Source organism: Flavobacterium plurextorum (genome assembly GCF_024638035.1).
GTDB classification, from domain to species: Bacteria; Bacteroidota; Bacteroidia; order Flavobacteriales; family Flavobacteriaceae; genus Flavobacterium; species Flavobacterium plurextorum.
The window spans coordinates 5,011,804-5,027,808 of the sequence record NZ_CP100442.1; the positions used below are offsets into that span (position 1 = coordinate 5,011,804).

The 16,005-nt window shown below is 39.5% G+C and carries 20 protein-coding genes and 1 pseudogene; 10 read left to right on the forward strand and 11 right to left on the reverse strand.

Going from position 1 to position 16,005, the window contains the following annotated elements; translation table 11 throughout:
* Positions 1-234: 234 nt before the first annotated feature.
* The 9 genes from NLG42_RS21750 to trxA all read right to left on the reverse strand — a co-directional run bounded on the left by NLG42_RS21750 (position 235) and on the right by trxA (position 6,632).
* Positions 235-768 (reverse strand): carboxymuconolactone decarboxylase family protein, encoded by a 534-nt coding sequence (locus tag NLG42_RS21750; protein ID WP_257682349.1) that lies wholly within the window; start codon positions 766-768, stop codon positions 235-237.
* A 194-nt stretch (positions 769-962) separates the two neighbouring features.
* Positions 963-1,922: a thioredoxin-disulfide reductase gene (trxB, locus tag NLG42_RS21755; RefSeq protein ID WP_257682350.1), complete on the reverse strand. Its 960-nt coding sequence runs from the start codon at positions 1,920-1,922 to the stop codon at positions 963-965.
* 588 nt (positions 1,923-2,510) lie between these two features.
* Positions 2,511-3,374 carry an aldo/keto reductase gene (locus tag NLG42_RS21760; protein ID WP_257682351.1) on the reverse strand — a complete coding sequence of 288 codons (864 nt, stop codon included), beginning with the start codon at positions 3,372-3,374 and terminating at the stop codon, positions 2,511-2,513.
* Between the two features lie 96 nt (positions 3,375-3,470).
* On the reverse strand, positions 3,471-3,932 hold the full coding sequence (locus tag NLG42_RS21765) for a carboxymuconolactone decarboxylase family protein (protein WP_257682352.1): 462 nt from the start codon (positions 3,930-3,932) through the stop codon (positions 3,471-3,473).
* Positions 3,933-4,104: 172 nt separating this feature from the next.
* Positions 4,105-4,569, reverse strand: coding sequence for a peptide-methionine (R)-S-oxide reductase MsrB (msrB, locus tag NLG42_RS21770; RefSeq protein ID WP_257682353.1), 465 nt, complete (start codon positions 4,567-4,569; stop codon positions 4,105-4,107).
* 32 nt (positions 4,570-4,601) lie between these two features.
* Complete coding sequence (gene msrA, locus NLG42_RS21775; RefSeq protein WP_257682354.1) at positions 4,602-5,279, reverse strand: peptide-methionine (S)-S-oxide reductase MsrA; 678 nt, start codon at positions 5,277-5,279, stop codon at positions 4,602-4,604.
* Positions 5,266-5,469: a hypothetical protein gene (locus tag NLG42_RS21780; protein WP_257682355.1), complete on the reverse strand. Its 204-nt coding sequence runs from the start codon at positions 5,467-5,469 to the stop codon at positions 5,266-5,268. The genes msrA (NLG42_RS21775) and NLG42_RS21780 overlap by 14 nt, the downstream gene beginning before the upstream one ends.
* 133 nt (positions 5,470-5,602) lie before the next feature.
* Complete coding sequence (gene msrA / locus NLG42_RS21785; protein ID WP_257682356.1) at positions 5,603-6,154, reverse strand: peptide-methionine (S)-S-oxide reductase MsrA; 552 nt, start codon at positions 6,152-6,154, stop codon at positions 5,603-5,605.
* 136 nt (positions 6,155-6,290) lie between these two features.
* On the reverse strand, positions 6,291-6,632 hold the full coding sequence (gene trxA, locus NLG42_RS21790; protein WP_257682357.1) for a thioredoxin: 342 nt from the start codon (positions 6,630-6,632) through the stop codon (positions 6,291-6,293).
* 315 nt (positions 6,633-6,947) lie between these two features.
* Here trxA and NLG42_RS21795 point away from each other — a divergent pair, with 315 nt between their 5' ends.
* On the forward strand, positions 6,948-7,514 hold the full coding sequence (locus NLG42_RS21795) for a Crp/Fnr family transcriptional regulator (RefSeq protein WP_257682358.1): 567 nt from the start codon (positions 6,948-6,950) through the stop codon (positions 7,512-7,514).
* Positions 7,515-7,682: 168 nt separating this feature from the next.
* Complete coding sequence (locus NLG42_RS21800) at positions 7,683-8,072, forward strand: RidA family protein (RefSeq protein WP_257682359.1); 390 nt, start codon at positions 7,683-7,685, stop codon at positions 8,070-8,072.
* A 379-nt stretch (positions 8,073-8,451) separates the two neighbouring features.
* Here NLG42_RS21800 and NLG42_RS21805 read toward each other — a convergent pair whose 3' ends face one another.
* Positions 8,452-8,814, reverse strand: coding sequence for a winged helix-turn-helix transcriptional regulator (locus NLG42_RS21805; RefSeq protein ID WP_257682360.1), 363 nt, complete (start codon positions 8,812-8,814; stop codon positions 8,452-8,454).
* A gap of 97 nt (positions 8,815-8,911) precedes the next feature.
* Between NLG42_RS21805 and NLG42_RS21810 the strand changes: the two genes are divergently transcribed.
* Positions 8,912-9,541, forward strand: a complete 630-nt coding sequence (locus NLG42_RS21810; RefSeq protein ID WP_257682361.1) for an NAD(P)H-dependent oxidoreductase — start codon at positions 8,912-8,914, stop codon at positions 9,539-9,541.
* 127 nt (positions 9,542-9,668) lie between these two features.
* Here NLG42_RS21810 and NLG42_RS21815 read toward each other — a convergent pair whose 3' ends face one another.
* Entirely contained in the window at positions 9,669-9,857 is a 189-nt protein-coding gene (locus NLG42_RS21815) for a hypothetical protein (RefSeq protein WP_257682362.1), read from the reverse strand.
* 222 nt (positions 9,858-10,079) lie between these two features.
* Between NLG42_RS21815 and NLG42_RS21820 the strand changes: the two genes are divergently transcribed.
* The 7 genes and pseudogenes from NLG42_RS21820 to NLG42_RS21850 all read left to right on the forward strand — a co-directional run.
* Entirely contained in the window at positions 10,080-10,280 is a 201-nt protein-coding gene (locus NLG42_RS21820; RefSeq protein ID WP_257682363.1) for an RNA polymerase sigma factor, read from the forward strand.
* 135 nt (positions 10,281-10,415) lie between these two features.
* A complete protein-coding gene (locus NLG42_RS21825; protein ID WP_307774288.1) occupies positions 10,416-10,901 on the forward strand; it encodes a peptide-methionine (S)-S-oxide reductase in 486 nt (161 codons plus the stop codon).
* An 88-nt stretch (positions 10,902-10,989) separates the two neighbouring features.
* Positions 10,990-11,439, forward strand: coding sequence for a nuclear transport factor 2 family protein (locus NLG42_RS21830; protein ID WP_257682365.1), 450 nt, complete (start codon positions 10,990-10,992; stop codon positions 11,437-11,439).
* 6 nt (positions 11,440-11,445) lie between these two features.
* Entirely contained in the window at positions 11,446-12,333 is an 888-nt protein-coding gene (locus NLG42_RS21835; RefSeq protein ID WP_257682366.1) for an NAD(P)H-binding protein, read from the forward strand.
* A 226-nt stretch (positions 12,334-12,559) separates the two neighbouring features.
* Entirely contained in the window at positions 12,560-15,133 is a 2,574-nt protein-coding gene (locus tag NLG42_RS21840) for a Kelch repeat-containing protein (protein WP_257682367.1), read from the forward strand.
* Positions 15,134-15,268: 135 nt separating this feature from the next.
* Complete coding sequence (locus tag NLG42_RS21845; protein WP_257682368.1) at positions 15,269-15,862, forward strand: sigma-70 family RNA polymerase sigma factor; 594 nt, start codon at positions 15,269-15,271, stop codon at positions 15,860-15,862.
* A 28-nt stretch (positions 15,863-15,890) separates the two neighbouring features.
* A pseudogene (locus NLG42_RS21850) lies at positions 15,891-15,980 on the forward strand (RidA family protein); the annotation flags it as partial.
* Positions 15,981-16,005: the final 25 nt, after the last annotated feature.

Below are 16,005 nucleotides of genomic sequence, written 5' to 3' on the forward strand. Positions count from 1 at the left end.
TTGAACTGCGGCACAAAAAAGAGAGGAACTTGTGTTCACTGCAGATAAGACTTTGCAAGAAATGCCAGAATACGTTTTTCTATTACGATATAATACTTCCTGAAAAGGCGATTGTTTGATCGTCGGGCATTTCCTGTAAGATGATGGCGGTAAAAAAACCTCTGGCTAATGGGATGTCTAGAAACCTTCTAAACACTCCCACTCTACAGAGGCCAATTTTTATTGAATTACATTTTACATTTTAGGTGCCAGCGGAAAATCAACTGGAATATTAGTCAGGTTGTGCAGATAGTTCATTGCCGTTTTGTCGCTTATCTGAAGGATTAAGTCCACAAGATTTTCGTTGGTATATCCCTGCTCAAAAAAAGCGGCTGTACTCGCCGTATCTACACGGCCTCGGTTTTCTGTGATATCGGAGGCGAGCTGCACCAGTGCATTTAGCTTTGCATTTTCACTGCGTCCTTTGCGCAGATCTAATATCTGTTCATCGCTGAACCCGTTCATTTTACCCAGAACAGTGTGTGCGCTTTGGCAGTACACACAGCCGTTCACCTGGCTTACAATTAGGTTGACTGCTTCTTTTTCTTTATTGTTCAGGGAAGTCTTCGCATTTTGATAGGCAAGATATCTTCCCAGGCCATTGCCTGAATGTGCCATGGTGGCATAGAGGTTTGGAACGAATCCCAATGATTTTTTCAGGGTGTCAAAAATATCCTGATTTGCTGCATTTACTTGTTCCCTTGTTGGAACGTCCATTACATTTTCCATTTTTTTATATTTTAGTTGTTAATAGTTTATTCGAAGGTTGAAAAGTTGTATAAATTCTGTCCCTTTCTAACTTGGTCGCAGTAATTCTGAAATCCTTACAAAGATTTATTCTCTGATGAATATTTGATTTAAGGGGTCAGATAAGCACTGATGTTCTCCGTCCCCCTCCGAATTGAGCTTAAGAAAGAAAGGCTTTATATTGTTTCTGATTCGTGTACGATGCCAGAAAGGAATCTTTCACAGTCAAGAGCTGCCATGCATCCGCTGCCAGCAGCAGTTACAGCTTGTCTGTAAATACGATCTTGTGCATCACCACAGCAAAATACACCGGGTATGTTTGTTTTTGAAGATCCAGGAATTGTCTGGATATAACCTTCGTTATCCATCATTAACCAGTTTTTAAAAATCTCTGTATTGGGATGGTGGCCAATTGCAACAAAAAAGCCGGTAACATCCAATGTTGAGGTTGTATTGCTGACATTATTGAATATACTGATCCCTGTAACACCTGAACCGTCTCCTAAAATCTCTCTTGTTTCGGTATGATAGAGTATTTCGATATTTGGAGTGGCTTTTATCTTATGGACCATAGCTTTAGAGGCTTTGAGTTCGCCTTTTCTGACAATCATATATACTTTTCTGCATAGCTTGGCCAGATGGGTCGCTTCCTCGGCTGCAGTATCACCCGCACCAACTATAGCTACATCCTGGCCTTTAAAAAAGAAACCGTCACATGTTGCACACGCCGAAACACCGCAGCCACTGTAGGTCTTCTCTGATTCCAAACCTAGCCATTTTGCAGATGCGCCAGTAGATATTATAACTGAATCACAAAGAATGGTCACCCCTGCATCTGTAGTTACCTTGTGGGGGACCGCTGAAAAATCGACTGTTGAAATGAAGCCGTTTCTAATATCTGTACCAAAACGTGCTGCCTGTTTACGAAAATTTTCCATCATCTCGACACCCATAATTCCATCAGGGTAGCCTGGATAATTTTCAACATCTGTAGTTGTGGTAAGCTGGCCTCCTTCAGTCAGGCCTGTATAAAGCACCGGTTTAAGATCTGCTCTGGCAGCATAAATGGCTGCAGTATATCCTGCGGGTCCCGAGCCGATAATCATACATTTTACGTGTTCATTTTCCTGAATCATAGCTGCTATTATTTAAGTTAGTTAATATTATACTTTCGTGTGAATAATGCAGTTTTTGCATTAGTACGCTGCTTTTTCTGGTTCTTCATCCTTAACTTGCAAAGGCGTATGATCAATGCGGCGGCAGATCCCAGAACTCTTAATAATATACCTGAATACCAGTATTAAAACTGTTTTTTCATGGCTGTAAAATTTTAATGCCATTGGATGAAATTCTAAGCGCGGAATTCTTTTTTAAATTTTCACATCAGTCACTTTAAGGATTTGATCCTTTGGTATGAGCTTAGTCGGAAAATCGGATGATTCCTTACAGTATTATTTAATTTTGCGGAAAATTGCCATCTTGCAGCTGTGGGCGCTAACACTATCTTAGTAGTCGAAGCCGTAATAGGACTCGGGTTCTGATCCGTCAGGAAAGGTATTAGCAGGTTTGAACAGCGTGCTGATGGGCAAGGGAAAAGTATTACGAAAGTCTGATTTCGATTTAAATAAGCTGCAGGAGGTTTTTTAGCGAATTAAGAGAGGCTGATCTCGCCAGGGGCGATTTCAGATATAAAAGACAGCCTTGGGGTCTGCTGTCAATGCGGTTTATTGCCAGGACAATTGCTTTCTTTCGTCCCAATACATTATTGGGTCAACTTTATAAGTGGTCAATAATTCTATCTCTTCTTTTTGAAGTTTAAAAGTTTTTGCTGCTAAGTTCGACTCAAGCTGCTCAGCAGTACTCGCGCCGCTTAAAATAACTGCCTCAGGAAAACTGTCTATGCAAAACCTGATGGCTACAGCATCAGCTCCAACATTATATTTATCAGCCAGCTTGGTCATATACTGGTACAGTCCATTATGTTCTTTAAAAGATGTATTAGGCATCAAACGCCCATTAGCTAATGATTCCTTAACTATAAACTGTCTGCTGTTATTGAGAAAGATTTCTCTCAATTGTAAAATAGACTGCTCCATAATATTGTAAGTACTCTGAAATGAGGTAAATAATGGTTCATTTTCTATCTCGATATCTGCAGCTTTTTTAAGTACTTCAACCTGATTTACCCCGGTGCTTGTGAGCCCGATAATAATATTACATTCTTTCTTGATTTCATGTAAGCGCTGTAATACAGCCTTGTTATCCAGTACACCGGTGTCTAAAGCTGCTGAATGAATCTGGTATATCTTTAAATTAGGCAGTAATTTTCTTGAAAACTCCCATTGTGCATTCAGCTTTTCAATGGAATGTTCCTTTATCTCGTGCACCGAAGCATTTATATCAAAATCGGCCGCATAGCTAAATCCCCATTTAGTAGCGACAATAATATCCGTATCATTCTTTTGATGCAGCCATTGTATTAAGAGCGATTCGGCCAGTCCATAACCGGGTGAAGCATCGAAAAACCGAACACCCTTATCATAAGCATCATCCAATATTCTGATGCCGTTTTTTATGAACTCCGGCATAGATAAATCCACTCTCGGTTTTTCATGCCGAATGTTTATGTAGATCGGACGGCCTATTGCTGCTGTTCCTAAACCTATATTTTCCATCTGTTTCTTTTATACTGAATAAGGTGTTTGGCCCTGCGCCAGTTTCAAACGCGTCCAAACATTCATGTTTATAATAATAGCAGCGATTTCAGCGATTTCAGTTTCAGAAAAATAGTCACGCATCGCATCGTGGTATTGCTGGAAATTTTTGTGGGTCCCAATTGTTAATACATCACAATAAGCCAGCGTAACTTTTTCTTTGTCTGTAAACAATAAGCTGTTCCACCAGGATGATATGCTGTCTACTTTAGAATCTGGAATTCCAATTTCGCGCGCAGTACGAGCGTGTAAAATTACACAAAATGCACATTCATTTTTCTGTGCCACCCTCAGCCGCAGAAGCTGGGCAAGGCTCTTATCGGTTTTCAATTCGGATTTGTATCCAAAAGCGTCTGCCATTTTCTCAGCCAGTTTATGAAATGGAGACAATTCGGGATCAAAACGGATATTTTTAAACTTTACATCATCCATAATATCTGAATTTAAGTCAAATTATTTTTAAGCACTAAGAACCGAACAAATTAAATTCTGGTATTTCTCCAGTTTTAATTCATTCAGTTCTTTATTGTGGCCGTAACTAAAGCTGTCCTTAGTTAAGAAGTTCAGATGTTTCTGAAAACAAAACTGCGATAGGACTTGTTAATTACTTCTCTGTTTCTGTTTCTTTTTTTTCTTTTACCAGTGCCTCGCCGTTCATGCAGTAGCGAAGACCGCTCGGCGCAGGACCGTCAGGAAATACGTGTCCTAAGTGCGCATCACACACATTGCATTGAGCTTCTATACGAACCATGCCAAATGCACCGTCTTTGATATACTTTACACTATTTTCTTTAATGGGCTGTGTAAAGCTTGGCCAGCCAGTTCCAGATTCAAATTTTTCAGTAGAATCGAATAGCAGCGTATTGCAGCATACACAGGAATAAATCCCTGCATCCCAGCTTGTACACAGATCATGACTGTGGGATTGTTCAGTACCATGTTTACGCGTTACATAGAATTGGTCGGCGGTAAGAAGCGCTTTCCATTCGTTTTCAGTTTTTTCAACCCTTTTATCAGGTGCAGGATTGCCATTATTGGCAAACGAAAGCACATTGTTCCAGTTAAGCATAATTTCAGTTTTTAGTTATATAAATATTATAATCATTTCTTTTTATTAGCATCCTTTGCTACTTTGAACAGTGCAGGATTGATATGGCAGTATCCGCCAGGATTATTTTCAAGATAGGCCTGATGGTAAGCTTCCGCTTTGTAATATATTTTTAACGGTATCGATTCTACAACAATAGGTTCGTTATATTTCGCGGACTCTGCTTTTACAGTTTCCTTTATGAGCGGCTCCTGCTGCTCCGTGGTCCAGTAAATTCCCGTACGGTACTGATTACCGATATCATTTCCCTGTTTGTTGAGGCTGGTTGGGTCAACTGTGAGAAAATACAAATCCAGCAGCAGCTTCAAATCAACTTTTTTGGGATTGTATGTTACCTTTACTGTTTCGGCATAGCCTGTCTCTTTGAGGATCACATCGTCATAAGTCGGATTTTCACTATGCCCATTGGCAAAACCTACTTCCGTTGCCGTAACTCCGTCTACTTGTTTGAAAAAATGTTCGGTTCCCCAAAAACACCCGCCGGCAAAAAAGATGACGCTCGTACTGTCGTTACTAATTATATTTTCCCTGGTAACTGCTTTTTCTTTCAAAGATTGACTGCCCGTACTATTGCCGCAGCTTGCAAATGTTACTATTGCGAGCGCCGCAGCTAATACAAGCGCTGCAGCAAATAAGATTTTTGCTGTGCTGCTGTATCTATTTTGTTCCATCTTCTTTTTGTTTAACAAGTTGTTTAAAAACTGATTTGGTGAACCTGATATACTTTTGCTCTGTTTTATCATATCCTACCCATTGCTGCATATTTCCGAAAGAACAAGTTGGCGCTCCTTCCTCATGACCAGACACCACTGTATATCTCTCAGGATCCTGTTGATAAATTTCTGCCGTTACCTTATCCATTTTAATTTTATTTAGTATTAAAAATGAGCTATGGGCTGTCACAGTATTTTGGTTATGACAGCATTTGAAAATTTAGTCGTAAAAATTAGTTGAACCTTACATTTTTTTTAGTTAAAAAATGAGAAGCAAACTATTACCTAATAATCTCATTGTCAGAGATCGACGGATAGTCAGCACGGTTTTTGCGATATTTGGCTAATTTTGGAGCGATAACCATCTCACAATAATATGCTTCGGAATTCTCCTTATAATAGTTTTGATGAGCCTGCTCTGCTTCGTAAAATACTGTAAAAGGCGTCAGCTGAGTGACTATGGGATCTGAATAGTAATTCCGTAAATCCCTGATTACTCTTTCAGCCACTATTTTCTCGTCATCATCTCCATAGAAAATAACACTGCGGTATTGATCCCCTTTGTCTGCACCCTGCTGATTCAGTGTGGTAGGATCGTGTGTCATCAGGTGGATTATCAAAAGTTCCTGCAGACTGATCTGTCCGGGATCATAGCTGATCTGAATTACTTCTGCATGACCGGTCCTTCCTGTACGGACTTCCCTGTAGGGAGGGTTTTTAATAAAGCCGCCGCTAAAGCCGCTTTTAACTCCAAGCACTCCTTTGGTATCTGTGAAAATGGCTTCTGTACACCAGAAACATCCACCACCGAGTGTTATAATCTTATTTTTCATTGCTATTGACCTTTCCTTTTATATAAGTAATGTAATGATGGACAGTCTGCAGTGAGAATACTTAATAATCAGCGCTAAAAATTATTAAGATTTAGCGCTGAATTTCTCCTGATGCATTCCGTAGTATACATTACAGTTAATTACTGGGTTTCTCGATGTTCACAGAAATCAAATTATCTATTCTGCTGTTTATTTCAGTACTGCCCTGAACACCTGTAAATTGATCTACCACAGCGCCTTTTTTCATCAGAAATACAGCGGGAATGCTTCTAACGCTAAACTTTGCTGCCAGGTCTGGATTTTGGTCCACATTAATCTTTGCCACCACAATGTCCTCAGAATAGAAGTTGCCTGCAGCTTCCAGAACAGGTAATAATGCTCTGCATGGTCCGCACCAGTCTGCATAAAAGTCAAGGACTACCGGTTTGTCCCCGGCTATAATTTCTTCAAATTCTGTGATGTTGCTAATCGTTCTCATGATAAATTCTGTTTTAAAGTTACTTTTAATGGATTGTTTAAATTTCCGAATAGATAAGCTTTTCTTAATCTTTTCGTCTGTATTGGTTTAGTATGAATAATGAAAAGTTCCTTACAATTTATTTTTAATTATTATGCAGCCCGGACTACTCTTCTCAACTGTTTCAATGCATTCGTTAGCTTAGTAGTTATGTTATGTCATTCCTTACAATAGAGCTTCTATTTATAATTTTCACGTTTTTATTTGAGAAAGGAGTTAAATATCTTTTAAGTTTGCAGGGTACTGCAGGATCATAAATGAAAAATTTGATGAAATATGGAGAAGTTATTTAAAGCACATATTGAAAAAATTATTGCGCTGACCGATAATGAGTTCGGGTATGTGATGTCACATTTTTCCTTAATGGATTTTAAGAAGCGTGATTTTTTAATAAAAAAAGGAGGCCCGGTTAAATATACTTTTTGGGTTGTGTCAGGACTTTTAAAACTTGATTATGAGGATGCAGCCGGCAAGCAGCATGTTGTGGCCTTTGCGATGGAGGACTGGTGGGAAGGGGATTATTATGCCTTTTATAATCAAAGTCTCGCAACAATGTCGCTGCAGGCCCTTGAAGATTCCCAGGTTCTCTGCATGACGCTGCCTGATTATAATACTTTATGCAGAAATGTACCCAAAATGGCCTATTTTTTCCTCCAGAAAGCCAACAGAGGACATATAAGTTCACAACAGCGAATACTGGAACTAATCAGTGCTAACGCTAAAGAACGGTATGTGAAACTTCTTAACCGGTATCCCCAGCTTTTCCAGCGTGTTCCCCATACCCTTATTGCTTCCTACCTGGGTGTCACCAGAGAAACATTAAGCCGGCTTCTAGCTCAGTAAATACCTACCTGCATAATTGTGAGATTTGTCACGGATTTCCAGCCCGCCCTTTACGAACTTTGCTGTATAAATTTAAAACACCGGAAGATGAACAGTTTCGTTAAGATTTAAGTGCTTACATTATTAACAGCAGTGCCCTTTGCGGCGCAGAATAAAAAAGTAAAACAGATGGAAAAACGTGAAATTAATCCTTGGAAATGGCAGGATGCCCGCAATTACGTGCAGGCCGTAGAGGTCAAAAATCCTGAAGCTACGCTCTATATTTCAGGGCAGACGGCAATTGATTCAGACGGCATATCAAGCACCGCAGATATGCGTACGCAGCTAAAAAAGGCTCTTGAAAACCTGGAAACCGTTATTAAGGAAGCCGGTTATGAAGCAAAGAATATCGTACGCTTAAATGTATACACTACTTCACACGAGGAATTCTTTAAGGAATGGGATGTTCTGCAGGATTGGACCGTAAAAAATGGAGTTAAGCAGACCGGTACCTATCTTGAGGTAAAATATCTTTTTGAAACCTTAAAAGTCGAATTAGAGGCTACCGTGGTGAGATAATTCAATGCTGTAATCTCAGCTTTTTATATGTATGGAATACTGCAGCGTGAACAAAAATTCGTATTTCAAACTGATCTATAGTTCGCCGCTCATACATATGTTAAGCGATAAAATCTATAGCGGAACATTGATAATATGCTGTTTAATAAAAAAATCCCGGTTACTGACGCAGCCGGGTTTGTTTTTGCTATATTAAAAAAAATGTAAAATTTTGCGTGAAAGGAGGCGGCTGATGGAACAGTTAAATTGTAATAAATACCAGCACAGTGATATCTTCAAAATTAATTATGCAGCGGTAAAAAGATAATTAACCGATAAAAAACTATGGACAGGCAACCATACGATTCGAACCGCACAATCTTTTTTGGTTAAATATGGCTTATTCTTTTTTCATTCCGGAGATAATACGCTGCCTGTGAATAAATCCCCATTCAGCAATTGTATTGGTAAGTTCTCTAAGCGAATTACCATAGTCTGTAATCCGGTATTCTACGGCAACAGGCGCAGTGCTTAAGACTATACGCTCAATAAGTTCATTTATTTCCAGATCTTTCAATTCGCGGCTCAGCACTTTCCCGGAAATGCCCTTTACCTCATTGAGCAATTCGGAATAGCGCATCGGTTTATAACACAAGCAGGCCACTATGGACATTTTCCACTTTCCATTTAAAATATCCATTGTATCGCTGATTGCCAATATTTTAAGGGCGCAATCTTTTATTGGTTCAAATTTATTTTCCATATTATTAGGTGGTTACTTATTTGTCACTATAACTTTTTGTCACTTAGTGACAAATATACATATATCTATTATAACTTTGCGTTAAAATTATATAAATATGGAATTGATCAACAATTTACAATGGCGCTACGCAGTTAAGAAATACACAGGTGAAAAGGTTAGTGAAGACAAGATTAACCAGATTATCGAAGCGGTCAACCTTAGCGCTTCTTCCTGCGGGATACAGCCTTACCGCCTGATTGTGATAACGAATCCGGAAATAAGACAAAAGCTGGCTGCCGGTTCATTTAATACACAGATCGAGGATTCTTCCCATCTGCTGGTTTTTGCCGCATTTAATAAAATAACCAGCGAATACATTGCAGAATATGCAGCAATGATGGAAGAACAGCGCAATTTGGAAACAGGAGCACTTAACGATTACAAAGATCTTCTGATCTCTCATTTCTCTACACAAAATCCCGAGCAAAACGCAGTTTGGTCGAGCAAGCAGGCTTATATCGGCCTGGGAACTGCCTTAATAGCAGCAGCTGAACTTAAAGTAGATGCTACTCCTATGGAAGGTTTTGATCCGGAACTGTTTAACACTACTTTGGGTTTGTCAGAAAAGAATCTCCACGCTTCAGTTGTTATTTCTCTGGGCTATCGCGATACGGCTAATGATTATCTTGCCGCAATGCCAAAGGTTCGTCTGCCAATCGAGCAGTTTTCAACTAGACTATATTAATTATACCTACTGTTTTTACCAGCGGGCGCATGTTCTACAAGGATATGCCGCTCGCTTTATAATTTTAAATATTACAGTCTGTGATTGTCATCCGGCAAGGTACCATCCACTTCAGCCACTAACATCTTTATAATGCGTTATTTTTTCGGATTATCAGGGTTTTAATACTCGTATAGAAATCTTCAATAACTGGATTTGCTTTTTCAAAATCTGCTTCTTCAATAAATACCTCAACAGCTAAATCTGCTGCGCCAAATCCGCCTAAACCGGTTCTCAGGAATTTATTCGAAACTGTATTACAACTCGTTAAAGTCATTATTAATATCCACGGCAGGGCTTTCATAAAGTCATCCTATGATATCGGCTGTACAGTAAATCTACTTTTCCATCCCGGTGCCTTCATTTTCAGCCCCACCCTCTTCCTCCCTATTACGAGAACTGAAAGTTTTTGTAAGGTTTACGGTTTTCCTCCGACTAAAAAATAAAGGAGCTGACAATTAATAATTGGGCAGGCCTTTCGCAACGAAATATTTGTACCATGCATGGGAGCGACTACAGCAGAGATGACACACAGGAAAACAAGAAACTGGATTCCAATAACTGGGTGGGAAATTATTCCGATTACCTCTACAGTTATGCAGCCCTCATGCCTTATGACGATGATCTTGCTAAAGATCTGGCTCAGGAAGCTTTTCTGGCTGCCCTCGAGGCTAAAAAGGATTATCATGGTGAGCGCTGAGAAGACTCCCTGTTTTGAATCACTAAAATTATTTAATCAGGTTTACCAGAATTAAAGCCGATAACCCCTGGATAAAACACAAACTGTAGTATTATAAGCAGATAAGGCCGGGGATGAATAACTATTAAAATGATTATGGATAAAATAGGTTTTGGAGGAGGGTGTCATTGGTGCACCGAAGCCATATTTCAGGCTTTGAATGGTGTCGATCATGTTGAACAGGGCTGGATTGCCTCCGCGCCTCCATTTGACACTTTCTCAGAAGGAATTATTGTTCACTACAATGAAAATATCAATCTTGATACACTCATAGAGGTGCATCTGCTCACGCACAGCAGTGCCAGTGCACACAGCATGCGCCGTAAATACCGCTCTGCAGTCTATTATTTTGATAAAGATGATCAGACGCAGGCTCAATCTATTATCAGCGGTCTGGCACTGAAAAATAACGTAAACTATATTACCCAGACACTCCCATTTGGACACTTCAGGCTCAATACAGAAAGCCAGCTTAATTATTATAAAAACAATAAGCAGGCGCCTTTCTGCAGGACGTATATAGATCCCAAACTGACAGCAATACGCGAAAAATTCGGGAGGCAGATCAGAAATGATTTTTAAGAGGGAAGAATTGCCGCAATGTCGGGCGAAAGCGGCAGGAGAATGAAAGTAGCTCAATATTAATTTGTACTATAAAAATAAAGAAATAATGACAGTCAAAAAAAACAATGGACATCAGCAATTGGAAGCGCTTTTAGCAGCTTTCAATAAAGGAACAGATGCTGTTCTGAATTTATATAATGAGGATGCAACAGTGACCTACCCTTATGCAGCTTCCCTTGGGAAGCCTTTCTTCTTTAATATGGTTGAGTATAAAAAACATTTGGATAATATGTTAGCCAGTATGCCTGGCATTTCCTGGACCGGATTAAAAGTTTATGAATTAAAGGAAGAGGGCAGCTACTGGGCCGAGGTTCACGCAGAGACCGCCATTCCCAATACAAAAGCATTGTACCAGCAGGATTATGTGATTTATTTTACCCTGAAAAATGGAAAATTCAGTGAATATAAAGAATTCTGGAACGTAGTGCCGATTTTGAAGACGCTGCTCGGCAGTGAAGAAGCACAGCGGATAATCAACAATAAGAATTATAATTAAAAATATATGAAAAATATAAAAATTGCAATTGCAGGCGCGGCAGGGAACATTGGCAGCCGTGTAGCTGCAAAGATATCTGCTGCCGGCGCTTCAGCTGTTCTGATCGGACAAAATGAAGAGCGTTTGAAAAAATTAAATGTACCCAATTCAATTACAGCAGTTGCCGATCTTGGAAACACTAGTGAAATGATCGCTGCTACAAAAGACGCTGATGCCTTATTTTTGCTTGTACCACCACTGATAACGGTACCCGATTTAAAGGGCTGGTACAAAAAGGTAACAGCAGCCGGCATCGCTGCCGTGAATGAGAATCACATTAAAAAAGTGGTGCTGGTTTCAAGCTTAGGAGTTAACCTGGATGAAACTTCAGGCAGCCTCGCATACGCCGCTGAAATGGAAATTGCCTTTGACAAACTCGATGCTGATGTGCTTTGCTTGAGACCAGGCTATTTTATGGAAAATCTTTTGACCCAGATCCAGCTAATGCAGACTCAAAAACAGTTCAGTTTTTTATTTAAGCCGGATTTTGAAATCCCTTTTATAAGCACTGACGATATAGGGGATGCAGCGGCCCGGTATCTTTTGGACACAAAATGGGCAGGACATTGGAAACTTAATCTAATGGGTCCGGAAAGCATAACCTGCGAGCAGGTAGCAGCAAGATTATCTGCAGTCCTGCCTCACGCAGTAACCTACCAGCAGGGTTCTGTTGAACAAAGCAAGGCTATGCTTGCACATTTTGGTGCCAGTTCAGGAGTGCAGCAGGAACTTACAGATATGTTTCAGACACTTGCTAGCAGGAAAGGCCCGTATGCATCGCCAAGAACGCCCGAGTCCCACACCCCTGCTTCTTTGGAGCAGTTTGCGAAGCTCAAGCTGCTTCCGCTGATGTAGTGTTTGTAGCCGCTCACTATTCTGCCCTGATTGCCAATAATGAAAAACAATGAGTTAAAAGCTACAGATATTTCCAATAGAATTATAATTATTATCTTGCGGTAATACTTAAGAATTCAGCAATGATGAAACTCAGATAATTAGAGTCAATAGAACGACCGACTACCCATAAACCAAGGCGATAACATAAAAAAAATTAATAACATAGCGAATCATAAAAATTTGTATGACCAAGTGCATAACTAACATAATAAACCTTTATACCCCTAGCTTTAAAACTCTCCTTGTACTGCTGTTTTTATTTGTCTTGTCTCACAATTCGTATGGACAAAATTATGGCTTATGGATCGCAACATCTGAAGATCATCAGGAGACCAATACTTCGCTCGATTTGTCGCCCAACAGTGATATACCTTTGCACGGAAATTTTGAGGTTTCTTTTGATATGTCCTCACTAACCACGGGAAATGTATTTGGATATGTCGTCAGGATAATTGAAGATAATCACCGTAATTTTGATTTGATATTCAATGCAGAGGATCCTAAAGGTCCTTTCAGTATGATAGTAGGCGAACACCGAACCAAGATCGGATTTAATATCGCACCTGACATTTTTCTTAGACAATGGAATAGAATAACTATCAAATTTGATACAGATAAAGATCAACTTATTGTATCTGATGGGCACAAAACATACCTTCAGACAGGTCTGCGCTTGAAAAAAAAGGGCCGTTATAAGCTGCTTTTCGGCTCAAACAGCGACAAGAAGTTCAAAACAAATGAAGCTCTCGCGGTGAAACTTCGTAATATACGCATTCTAAAAAATAATAGCATCAAATATTACTGGCCTTTGGATGAACATCAGGGTGGCGTTGCTCATGAGATGGTAAATGGTAATGATGGCAAGGTTAAAAATGAATTATGGATAGCTTCGCTGCACAACAAATGGAGAAAAGTTAACGATTTTGTAGTAAATGGGGCAGCAAGCGCAGCTTTCGACAGTAAAAAAGAATTATTATTTATTGTAGGAGAAGATTCATTATATACTTTTTCCTTCGGTAATTGGGTTCTTAGTTCCAAATCAAATCCGGAAAAGTTTAAGATGAATCCTGGGAGTCAGTCCATTTACAGCCCAGTCGACAACCATATTTATAACTTTCTTCCTGATCTGAAAACAGTTGCAATATATAGCATGGCCAGTCAGAAGTGGAATAAAAGACTTCCCCATAGCGAAAATACTAATTATTGGCAGGCAAATAAAACAATATCCGCGAATGACAATTCAATGTATGTCTTTGGGGGCTACGGCAACTGGAAATATAGAAATACCGTCCAGCGCTTTTCATTGAAAACCGGACAATGGGACGAGATAAAACCTGTTGGAGATTTTTTTACGCCAAGGTATCTATCGGCTTTGGGATCTAATAGACAAGGTGATACGGTTTATGTGCTGGGCGGGTATGGCAATGCAAGTGGTTTAAAAATGGCTAATCCCAAAAACATTTACAGTATGATGCGTTTTACAACCAGAGATAAGAGGTTCAAAAAGCTGTACGACCTGAAAAATCAGGCTGAAGATTTTGCATTTGCCAGTTCTTTGGTTATAGACAGCGGGTCAAGAAACTACTACGGACTTGTTTTCTCTCAGCGTACCTACAATTCGAACCTTCGGCTCATCGCAGGGTCATTAAACAACAGTGGTTATAAACATATTGGAAGCGCTATTCCCTACAACTTCCATGATATCCGTTCTTTCGCCGATCTTTTTTATTCTCCGCGAAGCAAGAGATTTATTGCTGTCACCTTATTAAGGTCCAAAAATAATCATACAAGAGTGCATGTTTATGTATTGGAAGGACCTCCTTTGGAAGTCCTGAAAAGCAGTTCACCAGCAAAACATTATACTTCCCGGTTATTCATGGGGTTAGCATTATTAGTTGGGTTACTAGCCGGTGGTCTGGTACTCTATTTACACCTCCGAAAGCGGCACATTTCCACAGATGATCAGATTACAGATGATCAGATTACAGAGGATCAGATTAAGGACTTAGAACCAGATAAAAAACTGAGCGTTTCCCATAGAAATACTATTTTTCTATTTGGGGACTTTCAAATTTTTGATCGGGACGGTGCCGATATCACCAAGCTTTTCACTCCACTTCTGAAGGAATTATTCCTGTTATTACTAGTAAATTCTGTTAAAAACGGAAGAGGTCTATACGCCGAAAAACTTGATGAGATTCTCTGGTTCGGCAGATCTGAGCAAAGCGTAAGGAATAACCGCTCAGTAAATATGGCTAAATTAAAATCAATTCTTGAAAGTATTGAACATTGTCAGCTCTTAAAAGAGGCTGGTTATTGGAAGCTCGAGTTTGATTATGACTTTTGGTATGTTGATTATCACAGTTACCTCGACCTGATCCAGGCAAAAGAGGAACTTGATGAGCAGCATATCAGATTACTGTTTGAGCTTGCACAACGGGGTAATTTCCTTTCCAACCACAACTATGAATGGCTTGATCAGTTCAAAGCTGAAATTTCAAATGAAGTGATTGATGTTTTCCTGATTTATGCTCATTCTGCTAAAGCACACAATCCGGAGTTCCTGATTCAGATAGCCAATTTTGTTTTCAATTTTGACCAGGTCAGCGAAGAAGCAATGATCATAAAATGTAGAGCTTTATCAAGTTTGGGCAAACATTCTTTAGCTAAAAAAGCCTTTGACGTCTTTATTAAAGACTATCGATTGATTTATAATGAAGATTTTAATAAAAATTTCAATGAAATAATTCAAGCATAAAGCACTAAATAACAGCTACTTAAATATTATTTGTGTTTAAAAAGCAGATTTAACATCCCGCTATTAATGAAATATTAATCTTTTATTAATGGATTTTTTTTACTTCGTACATAAGAACATTTATAAAAGGACTTTATGTGCACCAAAAACAAATATCAAACACTTAAAGATACCAAGGCGAAGCCACACCTTTGGGTAGAATATTATGCAGATTACTTGTTCGCGTATGCCTGCCTTCGGATCAACGATAAGGAATTGGCAAAAGACCTTGTCCAGGAAACATTTCTAGGGGCACTGGAGGGATTGGAAAAATTTGACAAGCGATGCTCAGAGAAAACCTGGCTCACCGCCATTTTAAAAAATAAAATCTACGACGTGTACCGGAAGTCGTCATACCTGAACGGGCAATCGCTCTCGCTCGAAGACGATTCAGAGAGTGAAGAATTATTTGAACCTGATAATGGGAATTTTAACCAAAAGCATTTCCCTGTTAATTTTGCAGCAGAACAGCCCGATGCGGTTCAAGACGCAGAATTTCAGCGCATTTTACTGGCGGGTATAAAAAAATTGCCGCTGTTGTGGATGTCGGCCTTTACAATGAAACACATAGATGAGGAATCCACCAAGACGATCTGCACCGAACTACAACTGACACCATCCCACTTTTGGGTCATTATGCACCGGTCAAAGATGCATCTGAGATCGTATCTACAGAAAAACTGGATTTAATAAAAATTATGAAAAACCGATAGCAAAACATGGTGTTAAACAGGCGCTCACATTGTTGGAAGTAAAAAGCCTGTTTGAAACTTTGAAAGTGGAATTGGAAGCAGCGGACGTAAAATAATCTGCGCAACGTGCTATTGGCTCAA

Excerpts from the sequence above, each read along its gene's own strand:
- NLG42_RS21750 (WP_257682349.1), bottom strand. The coding sequence starts at position 768 with ATGGAAAATGTAATGGACGTTCCAACAAGGGAACAAGTAAATGCAGCA.
- trxB (WP_257682350.1), bottom strand. The coding sequence starts at position 1,922 with ATGATTCAGGAAAATGAACACGTAAAATGTATGATTATCGGCTCGGGA.
- NLG42_RS21760 (WP_257682351.1), bottom strand. The coding sequence starts at position 3,374 with ATGCCGGAGTTCATAAAAAACGGCATCAGAATATTGGATGATGCTTAT.
- NLG42_RS21765 (WP_257682352.1), bottom strand. The coding sequence starts at position 3,932 with ATGGATGATGTAAAGTTTAAAAATATCCGTTTTGATCCCGAATTGTCT.
- msrB (WP_257682353.1), bottom strand. The coding sequence starts at position 4,569 with ATGCTTAACTGGAACAATGTGCTTTCGTTTGCCAATAATGGCAATCCT.
- msrA (WP_257682354.1), bottom strand. The coding sequence starts at position 5,279 with ATGGAACAAAATAGATACAGCAGCACAGCAAAAATCTTATTTGCTGCA.
- NLG42_RS21780 (WP_257682355.1), bottom strand. The coding sequence starts at position 5,469 with ATGGATAAGGTAACGGCAGAAATTTATCAACAGGATCCTGAGAGATAT.
- msrA (WP_257682356.1), bottom strand. The coding sequence starts at position 6,154 with ATGAAAAATAAGATTATAACACTCGGTGGTGGATGTTTCTGGTGTACA.
- trxA (WP_257682357.1), bottom strand. The coding sequence starts at position 6,632 with ATGAGAACGATTAGCAACATCACAGAATTTGAAGAAATTATAGCCGGG.
- NLG42_RS21795 (WP_257682358.1), top strand. The coding sequence starts at position 6,948 with ATGGAGAAGTTATTTAAAGCACATATTGAAAAAATTATTGCGCTGACC.
- NLG42_RS21800 (WP_257682359.1), top strand. The coding sequence starts at position 7,683 with ATGGAAAAACGTGAAATTAATCCTTGGAAATGGCAGGATGCCCGCAAT.
- NLG42_RS21805 (WP_257682360.1), bottom strand. The coding sequence starts at position 8,814 with ATGGAAAATAAATTTGAACCAATAAAAGATTGCGCCCTTAAAATATTG.
- NLG42_RS21810 (WP_257682361.1), top strand. The coding sequence starts at position 8,912 with ATGGAATTGATCAACAATTTACAATGGCGCTACGCAGTTAAGAAATAC.
- NLG42_RS21815 (WP_257682362.1), bottom strand. The coding sequence starts at position 9,857 with ATGACTTTAACGAGTTGTAATACAGTTTCGAATAAATTCCTGAGAACC.
- NLG42_RS21820 (WP_257682363.1), top strand. The coding sequence starts at position 10,080 with ATGCATGGGAGCGACTACAGCAGAGATGACACACAGGAAAACAAGAAA.
- NLG42_RS21825 (WP_307774288.1), top strand. The coding sequence starts at position 10,416 with ATGGATAAAATAGGTTTTGGAGGAGGGTGTCATTGGTGCACCGAAGCC.
- NLG42_RS21830 (WP_257682365.1), top strand. The coding sequence starts at position 10,990 with ATGACAGTCAAAAAAAACAATGGACATCAGCAATTGGAAGCGCTTTTA.
- NLG42_RS21835 (WP_257682366.1), top strand. The coding sequence starts at position 11,446 with ATGAAAAATATAAAAATTGCAATTGCAGGCGCGGCAGGGAACATTGGC.
- NLG42_RS21840 (WP_257682367.1), top strand. The coding sequence starts at position 12,560 with ATGACCAAGTGCATAACTAACATAATAAACCTTTATACCCCTAGCTTT.
- NLG42_RS21845 (WP_257682368.1), top strand. The coding sequence starts at position 15,269 with ATGTGCACCAAAAACAAATATCAAACACTTAAAGATACCAAGGCGAAG.